Genomic DNA, 8,697 nt, shown 5'->3' with positions numbered 1-8,697 from the left:
CCTACCCGCTTAAGACCGCCAAACTTTAGAAACTCTTTAACCACCTTTAGCTTGAACTGCTTGCTGTACTTGCTCATAAAACAAAACCCCCTTGGTTGGACATAGCGTCCAACTTTTGGGGGTCAGTTCAAAAAGCGGCTTTTTTGTTGAGTCAAAAATGAACTGTAGTTATCAAAAAGCGTGTGCTTCCTATTTAGCTAATTGCTCGGTCAGCAGTGTCAATAACTGGAAGCCAGCGGGTGTATTTTCAGGCTTGCCATCAGCATCTTGAACATAGACGTTAGAAGAATTCTCACCAGTACTCTTCACGATCACTTGGTATTTTTTAGCCTGCAGTTTTGAATCATCTTTGCTGCTGAAGAGATTCGAGAAGAAACCTTTGGAATCGCCCACATCCTTAGCATTCACATAGCGGACAAAATACACGCCTTGTGAGCGGTTACGATCTTCAACGGTGAAGTTGGAGCGGTCAAGTGCCAAACCAATATCCCGCCATGAGCGATCAAAACCAGCGCTCAACTCAATATAACCCTTGTTATTACCTTCTTGCACAAACTTCGCCTTGGGCGTCTTAGGACCTAATGGAGCAGCAACCATGGCCTTAGCCTGCTCCTGAGTCATACCTAGGCGTTCCATCAAACGCGCCAAGAAGACCGCTTCAAGCTCTGGATCATTTGGGCGAGGAGTCCAAATAGTAGAAAGGCAGGCGCCAGTTGTATCAGTGGTACATTTTTCTATCGCACCACGTTGAGTAATATAAATTTCTGTTTCACCAGGCTTGGTGACCTCTAAACGAGTTTTGTACTTATCACGCTCGCCAGTGTCGTAAAGAGAATCAAGCGCACCGCCAATCGCAGAGCGAATAAAGTCTTGCGCGATCTTTGCACGATTTTCAGCCCAATCGGTTTCCATAATGCCGGTTGAAGGCGAATCCACTACTAGCAAGAATCCATTCTCTTGCCAGAAATCTTTTACTTGTGGATACAGTTCAGGCGCAGGTTTTTCTACCACCAGCCACCTGCGCTCGCCATCTTTTGCAATACGCATGCCTGGAATACCCGTCATCACATTGGTTCGCATTTGTGCTGATTTTTTAACAGCTGCGTTGTATTCAGACATGGTGGCCGTACCATCTTGAATAATATAACGGCGATCAGCCTGGGCGGTAATCAAATCTGGTGGGTAGGACAAATTAGGGCCACGAACGGCTCCAGAACTCTTATAGTCAACCGTATCGTTACTAGTAACCGACTTGCAAGAAATTAATACGAGAGCAGCCATGGGAAAAGCCAATAAAGACAACCACCGGCGAGAGAGCAAAAGCAAATTCATCATAGTAAGTTAGCCTGTTTTAATGCTGCCTTTAATGGCTCTCTTAGTGAGATACTCAAAGGGGTTAAGGGCAAACGAATACCCGCGGTAATCTTACCCATTTCATGAAGCGCCCATTTCACTGGAATTGGGTTTGCCTCGGTAAACATGGCTTTATGTACAGCAATTAATTGATATTGAATCTCACGCGTTCTTTGAACATCATCTGACATCGCAGCAACACACAACTCATGCATGAGACGAGGTGCCACATTAGCAGTGACGGAGATATTGCCTTTACCACCCATCAACATCAACATCGCAGCCGTTAAGTCATCGCCGGAGAATACCGAGAAATCAATATGACCTGCTCGCTTGAGATCATTGATCAATAAGGTGCCACGCTCTAGACTACCAGTTGCATCCTTAATGCCAATGATGCCTGGCACAGCCGCTAAACGGACCACAGTATCACCAGATAAGTCAGCCACAGTGCGTCCAGGTACGTTATATAAAATGACTGGCAAATCTACAGCCTCAGAAATCTTTTTGAAGTGGGCATACATGCCCTCTTGTGTAGGCTTGTTGTAGTAAGGAACTACTTGGAGGCTGGCATCAGCACCAACCTTTTTAGCAAACTCTGTTAATTCAATTGCTTCAGCTGTGGAATTACCACCAGTACCAGCGATCACCGGAATACGTCCTGCGATATGTTCCACCGTTACTCGAATTAATTCGCAATGCTCTTCTACAGAGACGGTCGGCGACTCACCACTAGTGCCAACAATGACGATTCCATCAGTTCCCTCGGTAACATGCCAATCAAGCAAAGATTTGAGGCTAGCAAAGTCCAAACTGCCGTCGTCAAACATCGGCGTAACAATAGCGGGCATGCTGCCTGAAATGGTCTTTTTACTAGTTTTGGAATGAACTGGATTTGTCACCGAATGTATACCGATTGATAACTGTCTTAAGCTTGAAATTGTAACGGAATGCGTCCTATTCACGCCTCTTTTAGAGCACAAAGGCGCTGAACCATGGCTGGTTTGGGTTCATCTATATAAATATCCTCGTAGGCAATGACTTTTAGGCCATGGCGAGCTGCTAAAGCTAGTAATTCCCCAGTTTTTAAAAGGAAATTTGGATTGGATGGTTTACCAAATTGGGCGTTGCCAAGGGCAAAGGTTTCATAGATCAAAACACCGCCATTGGCTAACATTGGGGGCAGACGATCCCAATGGGGTCTGTAAAGGTAATTAGTCACCACAATACCGCTAAATTCGCGACCCTCTAAAGGCCACTCCTCCACCTCCAAATTGAAAGCTTTACTTGAAATTAGGGGGTGCTTTTTTTGCTCAATCAAAGCGATATCTTGATCAACAGCGAACACGGAGTAGCCCATGTCAGCCAAGAAAGTAGCGTGGCGACCTGCACCGCATGCCAGATCTAATACCAAACCCTCTTTAGGAATGTGTGAGGCAAAGCGCCTCACCCAAGGGGAGGCATTTAGCTGAGCATCATGCTGCACTGTCAAGCAAGACCTCAATCGTACGCAAGACCCATTGCTTCGCGGACCTCACGCATAGTTTCTTGGGCGACTTTACGTGCTTTATCGCAACCATCAGCAATGATCGAACGCAAAAGACTTGGATCGTCCAAATACTTTTGAGCACGCTCAAACATCGGTTGCTGTTCAGCCAAAATTGCATCGATGACCGGTTGCTTACATTCAAGACAGCCAATCCCAGCAGACTTACAACCCTGATCTACCCATTGCTTAGTTTCTTCAGTTGAATAGACGGTATGCAATTGCCATACAGGACAACGTGCCGGATCTCCAGCATCTGTTCTGCGGACTCGAGCAGGATCTGTAGGCATGGTTCTAATTTTCTTAACCACCTCTTCGGGCAGCTCGCGAATGCTAATGGTGTTGCCATAAGATTTGGACATTTTTTGACCATCTATACCAGGCATACGGGAAGCAGAAGTTAATAAAGCTTGTGGTTCTGGGAGAATGATTTTGCGTGCACCCTCTAAGAATCCAAAGAGTCTTTCGCGGTCAGCCATCGACAAACTTTGCGCCTCTTGCAGTAGTGCCTTAGCCTGTTCTAGGGCCTCATCATCACCGCGCTCTTGATATGCAATGCGTAACTCTAAATACATCTTGGCGCGCTTGCTACCCAATTTCTTCACCGCTTCGAGTGCTTTTTCTTCAAAGCCAGGCTCACGACCATAAAGATAATTAAAACGACGTGCAACTTCACGAGTCATTTCTACGTGAGGAACCTGATCTTCCCCCACGGGTACATGCTGAGCCCGATAAATCAGAATATCGGCGGCTTGGAGTAAGGGGTAGCCCAAGAAACCATAGGTTTGCAGGTCTTTTTCTTTGAGCTTTTCGATCTGATCTTTATAGGTCGGCACCCGCTCTAACCAGCCCAAAGGAGTTCCCATCGAGAGCAATAAGAACAATTCAGCATGCTCAGGCACCTTACTCTGAATAAATAAAGTGGCTTGATTGGGATCTACACCAGCAGCCAACCAATCGATCACCATATCCCAAACGGATTGCTCAATGACATCGGGGGTTTCGTAATGAGTAGTGAGGGCATGCCAATCCGCAACAAAGAAAAAGCAGGGATATTCCGATTGCAAGCGCACCCAATTTTTTAATACGCCGTGGTAATGGCCAAGATGTAAATTGCCCGTAGGCCTCATACCGGATAAAACACGTTCAGCAAACATCGTTTTTCTTTATCTTTATTGTAAAGTTATATTAGTGAAACACTGACCAAACTGGCGTCAAGTGCTCAGGCAAATGGGGCAAGGTGCCTAAATCAATATGACTTTCGTCAGGATCATGAAAATCTGATCCACGTGAGGCCAGAAAACCATATTGCTGGGCTATCTTGCCATAGGTCAGATATTGATCTGGGCTATGACTGCCGGTAATCACCTCGATACCAAGACCACCAATATCTTTAAAGTGTTTATATAACTCGTCCATTTGCATGGCATTGAAGTTATAGCGACCAGGATGCGCAATCACTGCCACACCACCGGCAGCCTTAATCCATGCTACTGCATCATCTAGCTTAGCCCACATATGCGGCACATAGCCAGGTTTATCTTCAACCAAATAATTTTTAAAGACGTGCTCTGTATCTTTACAAACACCCTGCTCAACCAAAAAGCGAGCAAAGTGGGTTCGGGAGATGAGTTCATGATTACCAGCGTAATGTAATGCACCTTCGTATGCGCCCGGTATACCCACTTTGAGCAATTGCTCGCCCATTAACTTCGCGCGATTGCCACGACCATCACGAGTACGACGCAAACCTTCAATGATGCCCACATGGTCAGCATCAATCCCAAGGCCAACGATATGGATGGTTTGCCCCATCCAGGTCACTGAAATTTCGACGCCAGCTAAATAATCCAGACTGAGAGCACTAGCCGCTGCTTTGGCACGCTGCTGACCACCCAACTCATCATGATCGGTCAGCGCCCATAAGTTCACTCCGTTGGCTTTGGCACGTTCTGCCAATACTTCAGGCGTCAAAGTGCCATCAGAAATTACTGAGTGGCAGTGCAAATCGGCATTTAAGGTAGAAAAGCTGCTCATGACCCTATTTTAGGTCAAGCTGGTATCAATGAGCCGACGGGGCGCATCCAGGTAGTCACGAGACTGCATCTCAATCAAACGGGACACGGTTCTGGAGAATTCAGCGGTAATTTGACCCTCAGTGTATAAATCCGGCGCCGGGACTTCAGCAGACATAATGAGCTTGATTTTATGGTCATATAAGACATCAATCAGCCAAATAAAGCGTCGTGCCTCATTGGTCATTCTGGGTGGCATATAAGGCACCCCAGACAAAATCACGGTATGAAACTGCTTGGCGATCTCAAGATAGTCATTTTGAGAACGTGGACCACAACAGAGGACTTGAAAATCAAACCACACTACGCCGTTAGCCATATGGAGCGGTCGTAACTCACGAGACTCGATATATAAGACAGGGTTACGCGCCTCTTTTTGATTACCTATCAGGGTTTGAAACATTTGACCCAGGGTAACCTGAGTTTGCGCATTAACAGGTGCTAAGTACGCTTCAACTTGAGCCATTTGCACGCGGCGGTAATCATTACCCGCATCGACATTCAGAACATCCAACTTCTCTTCTAACAGTTTGATTGCGGGCAGCAAGCGATCACGGTGAAGGCCGTTTGGATACAGTTGATCTGGCCGATAATTCGACGTCATGATAAATTGCACGCGATCCACAAAGAGCGCATTGAGTAAGCGGTACAAAATCATGGCATCAGCAATGTCATTGATATGAAACTCATCAAAGCAAATTAAGCGATAGCGATTGGAAATACGCCTTGCTAGCTCATCTAGCGGATCTGCCAATCCTGAGAGCTCATGCAATTCTCGATGCACCTCTCGCATGAACTCATGAAAGTGAACACGAATCTTTTTCTCTATTGGGGAGGCTGCATAAAAACAGTCCATGAGAAAAGATTTACCACGTCCAACTCCACCCCAGAGGTAAAGCCCTTGCGGCAAGGCAGGCTTAAACAGCGCTTTTTTGAGATTGTTACTGCGGATCTCTTTATAGGCAATCCATTCATCTTCGCACTGCTGTAAACGCTCTACAGCGCGAAGCTGCGCGGGATCGCTATGATACCCGCGGGCTTTTAACTCTTGATGGTAATACTCAATGGTTTTCAATTACATATTGAGTGCACGTTGATCTGTCGCTAATGCTGCTTCGCGCATCACCTCTGACAAACTTGGATGCGGATGACAGATGCGAGCAATATCTTCTGCTGCCGCTTTGAATTCCATAGCAACCGCAGCTTCAGCAATTAAGTCGGAAGCGTTTGGTCCAATGATGTGTACTCCAAGAATCTCATCGGTTTTGGCATCAGCCAATATTTTCACGAAACCATCAGCACGTCCCATACCCAATGCACGACCGTTCGCTGCAAATGGAAATTGACCCGCTTTATAAGCAATGCCAGCCTCTTTGAGAGCCTGCTCTGTTTTACCAACCCAAGCAATTTCAGGATCTGTGTAAATTACCCACGGAATACAGTTGTAATCAATGTGTGGTTTTTGGCCAGCAATGATTTCAGCAGCCAGGACACCTTCGTCTTCTGCTTTATGGGCCAACATGGGGCCACGAACAACATCACCCACAGCGTAAACGCCAGGCGCTGCTGTAGCGCAGGTGTGGTCATCAATTGGAATAAAACCGCGCTCGTCTACTTTGAGGCCAATCTTGTCCAAACCTAATTTATCGGTATTCGGTATGCGACCAACAGAAACAATCAAGCGATCGCATTCCAATTTTGCGGCTTTACCAGCGCTATCGGTGTAGTTAACGACAACACCCTTTTTATCGACCTTCACATCACCGATCTTCACACCCATATTGATGTTCAGACCCTGCTTCACAAACAGTTTTTGCGCTTCTTTAGCAATACCGGTATCGCAAGCAGCCAAGAATGAAGGCAATGCTTCTAGCACAGTGACTTCGGAGCCCAACCGGCGCCATACAGAGCCCAGTTCCAAACCAATCACACCGGCACCAATCACACCTAATTTCTTAGGCACAGAATCAAACTTCAATGCACCTTCGTTGTCGCAGATCAATACATTATCTACAGGCAAGCCAGCCAGATGACGTGCTTTAGATCCAGTAGCAATGATTACGTTCTTGGCAGAAACCGTTTCTTTATCCTTGCCGTCAATTTTCACTTGATAACCGTCGGCACCCTTACCTTCAAAAGAAGCATGACCCTTGAGCAAAGTGATCTTGTTCTTGCGGAATAAATACTGAATACCGCCAGTCATCTTAGTAACAATCTCATCTTTACGAGAAATCATCTTTTTAGAATCAATACTGACAGAGCCCACTTTGATGCCATGATCAGCAGCATGGTGACTGATCTTCTCAAACTCTTCAGAAGAAGCCAGCAAGGCTTTGGAAGGGATACAGCCGACATTCAAACAAGTACCGCCTAAACGGGGCTCACCCTTAGGGTCATCAAAGGCATTTGACTCAGCACAGGCTACTTTAAAACCCAGTTGCGCTGCACGAATTGCGGCGATATAGCCACCCGGGCCACCACCGATTACAAGAACATCAAAAGCTTGGCTCATGATCTTCCCTTCTTATAAATCAAGGAGAAGGCGTGAGGGATCTTCTAAAGCATCCTTCATGGCAACCAAACCAAGCACCGCCTCGCGACCATCAATGATGCGATGGTCATAAGACAGAGCTAAATAGTTAATGGGGCGAACTACCACTTGACCATTCTCAACTACAGCACGATCTTTAGTAGCATGAATACCCAAAATGGCAGATTGTGGAGGGTTGATGATTGGGGTGGAAAGCATAGAACCGAACACGCCACCGTTAGAGATGGAGAAGGTGCCACCAGTCAACTCTTCAATCGACAACTTACCTTCGCGAGCCTTGGTACCGAACTCTGCAATTTTCTTCTCAATGTCGGCCAGATTCATTTGGTCAACGTCGCGCAAAATAGGCACTACCAAGCCACGGGGCGAACTCACTGCGATACCAATATCAAAGTAACCGTGGTAAACAATATCGTTGCCATCAACAGAAGCATTTAGCAATGGGAATTTCTTCAAAGCATGCGTAGCTGCCTTTACAAAGAAAGACATAAAGCCTAACTTCACGCCATGAACTTTCTCAAACTGGTCTTTATATTTATTGCGCATGGCAATCACGGGGGCCATATTGACTTCGTTGAAGGTGGTCAAGATGGCATTGTTGGCCTGTGACTCCAGTAAACGCTCAGCAATACGAGCACGCAAGCGACTCATCGGTACGCGCTCTTCTGGACGATCGCCAGTTGGAATGGATACATTCGGCAAGGCAGCAGACTTTGTTCCGCCTGCAGTGGCATTCAAAGCATCGCCCTTGGTAATGCGACCATCACGACCAGAGCCGGCTACTTGCGCAGCGCTGACATTTTTTTCAGCGAGGATCTTTGCCGCTGAAGGAGCAGCAGCTGCGCCAGCAGCTTTAGCAGGTGCAGCAGCTTTCGCAGGAGCGGCGGCAGGTGTAGCTGGAGTTGCAGCAGCAGGAGCAGTGGCTACAGCAGTGCTATCAATCTTTGCAATCAATTGTTCAGCAACAACAGTGCCGCCATCGGCAACAATGATTTCTGTCAAAACACCTGCAGATGGTGATGGCACTTCAAGTACGACTTTATCGGTTTCAATTTCAATCAAGATTTCGTCTTGACCCACTGCGTCGCCGACTTTCTTTTTCCACTGCAATAAAGTTGCTTCAGCAACTGACTCGGAGAGTTGGGGAACTTTAACTTCAAAAATAGCCATGA

At 46.6% G+C, this 8,697-nt stretch carries 8 protein-coding genes; all 8 read right to left on the bottom strand.

Going from position 1 to position 8,697, the window contains the following annotated elements:
• Positions 1–189: 189 nt before the first annotated feature.
• Positions 190–1,335 (bottom strand): outer membrane protein assembly factor BamC, encoded by a 1,146-nt coding sequence (gene bamC / locus ICN35_RS07610; RefSeq protein ID WP_216125977.1) that lies wholly within the window; start codon positions 1,333–1,335, stop codon positions 190–192.
• A complete protein-coding gene (gene dapA, locus ICN35_RS07605; protein WP_216125975.1) occupies positions 1,332–2,204 on the bottom strand; it encodes a 4-hydroxy-tetrahydrodipicolinate synthase in 873 nt (290 codons plus the stop codon). Before dapA ends, bamC begins: the two co-directional genes overlap by 4 nt.
• A 110-nt stretch (positions 2,205–2,314) precedes the next feature.
• Positions 2,315–2,839, bottom strand: coding sequence for a class I SAM-dependent methyltransferase (locus ICN35_RS07600; RefSeq protein WP_370625668.1), 525 nt, complete (start codon positions 2,837–2,839; stop codon positions 2,315–2,317).
• A 14-nt stretch (positions 2,840–2,853) separates the two neighbouring features.
• The gene (locus ICN35_RS07595; protein WP_216125973.1) at positions 2,854–4,056 is read right to left on the bottom strand and encodes a tryptophan--tRNA ligase; all 1,203 of its coding nucleotides are present in this window, start codon (positions 4,054–4,056) and stop codon (positions 2,854–2,856) included.
• A 31-nt stretch (positions 4,057–4,087) separates the two neighbouring features.
• Positions 4,088–4,936, bottom strand: a complete 849-nt coding sequence (locus ICN35_RS07590) for a 3',5'-nucleoside bisphosphate phosphatase (protein WP_216125971.1) — start codon at positions 4,934–4,936, stop codon at positions 4,088–4,090.
• 9 nt (positions 4,937–4,945) lie between these two features.
• Positions 4,946–6,049, bottom strand: a complete 1,104-nt coding sequence (zapE, locus tag ICN35_RS07585) for a cell division protein ZapE (protein ID WP_216125968.1) — start codon at positions 6,047–6,049, stop codon at positions 4,946–4,948.
• A complete protein-coding gene (lpdA, locus tag ICN35_RS07580) occupies positions 6,050–7,486 on the bottom strand; it encodes a dihydrolipoyl dehydrogenase (RefSeq protein ID WP_216125964.1) in 1,437 nt (478 codons plus the stop codon).
• 12 nt (positions 7,487–7,498) lie between these two features.
• Positions 7,499–8,695 carry a 2-oxoglutarate dehydrogenase complex dihydrolipoyllysine-residue succinyltransferase gene (gene odhB / locus ICN35_RS07575; RefSeq protein WP_216125963.1) on the bottom strand — a complete coding sequence of 399 codons (1,197 nt, stop codon included), beginning with the start codon at positions 8,693–8,695 and terminating at the stop codon, positions 7,499–7,501.
• Positions 8,696–8,697 lie beyond the last annotated feature (2 nt).

It is taken from the genome of Polynucleobacter sp. es-GGE-1, assembly GCF_018882005.1.
Classification (GTDB): domain Bacteria; phylum Pseudomonadota; class Gammaproteobacteria; order Burkholderiales; family Burkholderiaceae; genus Polynucleobacter.
The sequence above is the reverse complement of the archived record's forward strand: the minus strand, read 5'-3'. Positions and strand labels throughout refer to the sequence as shown.